The organism is Bifidobacterium sp. POST2/T3 (B1), assembly GCF_058197115.1.
This window is the reverse complement of the sequence record NZ_JBVPQK010000460.1, coordinates 1-2,016: the sequence shown is the minus strand read 5'-3', so window position 1 is coordinate 2,016 and position 2,016 is coordinate 1. Positions and strand designations below refer to the sequence as shown.

Annotated in this window: 2 protein-coding genes and 1 pseudogene; 1 reads left to right on the top strand and 2 read right to left on the bottom strand. The window is 60.1% G+C overall.

The genetic code is table 11. The features are described from left to right. Window positions 1-512 (bottom strand): annotated as a pseudogene (locus AC0AP0_RS12785) (GTPase); the annotation flags it as partial. Window positions 513-624: 112 nt separating this feature from the next. Between AC0AP0_RS12785 and AC0AP0_RS12780 the strand changes: the two are divergent. Continuing rightward, entirely contained in the window at window positions 625-1,560 is a 936-nt protein-coding gene (locus tag AC0AP0_RS12780) for an FKBP-type peptidyl-prolyl cis-trans isomerase (protein ID WP_186363983.1), read from the top strand. Between the two features lie 90 nt (window positions 1,561-1,650). On the opposite strand, the gene AC0AP0_RS12775 is transcribed toward AC0AP0_RS12780, so the two are convergent. Further along, window positions 1,651-2,016, bottom strand: a 366-nt coding sequence (locus AC0AP0_RS12775; protein ID WP_490430760.1) for a type 2 periplasmic-binding domain-containing protein, incomplete at its 5' end; no start/stop codon positions are given.

Genomic DNA, 2,016 nt, shown 5'->3' with positions numbered 1-2,016 from the left:
GGATCGTCGGTCTTCAGGGACATGGACACGTCGTTGTCGGAGCAGGTGACCTGTTTCCACATGTCCGAATCCTGAAAAGCCACGCCCTGATTACTTTTGACGGCCTTGCCGGGGCTGGTGTCCCTGCCGACGGACAGGGTGTGCCAATCATCCAAACCTCTCACACGGGCCACATCTTGCCCGGCCGTCCAGCCAGCTGCATCCTTGGCCGTGGTCAGGGCCATACAGACGGTAGGCTTCTGTGAATTCGAATCTGCGGACGCGGCAGTTCCATTCGATGTTACATCCACTCGCATGGTCACTTTGCTGTCCACCAGGGGAAGCACGCCCGGATCGGTCACCACATAGGCTGCCTTCGTACGCGCATGCGCATCCACATGAGCCGAAGGCTTCCAGACCGTGGCGTTGAAAATACCCAGCACAATGGCCGTTACAGCCAGCAGTCCGAAGATGGGGGTGACGATGCCGCGCATGATCGTGCTATGACGCGAAGGCTTTTCAGGCCGCGTCATCTCATCTTTTTCCTCGGGTACTCGCTCCATATTATCGACATTCTACCGTCGGCTCCCTATGATCTGGTTCCAAGCACAGGGAAATCACCCATAAGCCCTAAACTGTTCTTCTATGACCATCATCGCAAGGAAATCAGGCAGCAAGCGTCTGCTGGGCGCCATGACGGCTCTGGCCCTATGTCTTGGGCTGTCAGCCTGCAGCGGGAAATCTGACGGGGACGCGCACGCGGGCGACACCATGCAGGGCGTATCAGCCAGTGGCAAACTTGGCAGCAAGCCCGACATCAGCTTCAAGACCCCCTTCAAGGTCGAGAACCAGGCTCATCAGGTCATCCAGGAGGGCAACGGCGAGGTCATCCGCGACGGGGATCGTGTATGCACAAGGAGCCTGGCCCTGGATGCCAAGACCGGCAAGGTGCTCAACTCCACCTGGGACAAGAGCAGTCCGGAGTGCTCGATCGTCATCAGCAAGAAATCCATCCCGGCATACTACGACACCTTCAAGGGCCTCAAGGTCAACTCCACCGTGGCCGTGGGCATCGATGAGTCAGGCTCCGGCAGCAGCCAGGCGACCGACTCCTATATCATGGCCCTGACCTTCGTCTCCCGGTCCAAGAACTTGACCCGCGCCCAGGGCCAGAAGGTGACCGATCTGCCCAGCGACCTGCCCAAGATCAGCCTGGATGACAAGGGCAAGCCCTCCCTGGATCTCAACGGATACAAGCCCGAGGCAGGATTGGTCGTCCAGCCCCTGATCAAGGGCAAGGGGGCCAAGGTCGGCCAGCATCAGAGCGTCAGCGCCAACTACACCGGCTGGCTGGCCTCCAACGGCAAGCAGTTCGACTCCTCCTGGGACCGGGGACAGCCCAGCGATTTCAGCCTGGACCAGGTGGTCAAGGGCTGGCAGCAGGGTCTGGCCGGCCAGACGGTGGGCTCCCAGGTTCTTCTGGTCATTCCGCCCGACCTGGGCTACGGCAGCCAGAAACAGCAAAGCATCCCGGCCAATTCAACCCTGATCTTTGTGGTTGACATCCTGGCCGCCTACTGATTCGGCAATCCATCGAGTCAGATGACAGGGCCCGTACCCATCCAGTCGCATTTGGGGGGTACGGGCCCTGTCATAAGCCAGACGGCCAGGTCAGTCCTTGCCGCCCTCGACAACAATCTCGTCGGGGTTGGCCTCACTACCATAAACTGGCTCCAAGGTCTTGCGATAGTCATCATGGAAGAACCGCTCCTGGCCCAGCTTGACCAGCTCTTTGTTGATATAGTCCAGCAGGGGCTCGTTCCCCTTGCGCACGGCCGGGGCGATGACCGCCTCGTCTCCAAGCTTGGTGATGCCCACCGAGAAGCCCTTGTTGGCCTTGGCCCAGGCCAGCACCTCGGTGTTGTCCGTGCTCATGGCGTCGCCACGGTGGTCCAGCAGAGCGTTGTAGGCATCGGCGTACTGGTCGTACTTCTGCAGCTTGACTTCCGGGTAGTGCTGCTCGAAGTAGGGCTCAGC

Coding starts and splice junctions, on each gene's coding strand:
- AC0AP0_RS12780 (WP_186363983.1), top strand. CDS start 625: ATGACCATCATCGCAAGGAAATCAGGCAGCAAGCGTCTGCTGGGCGCC.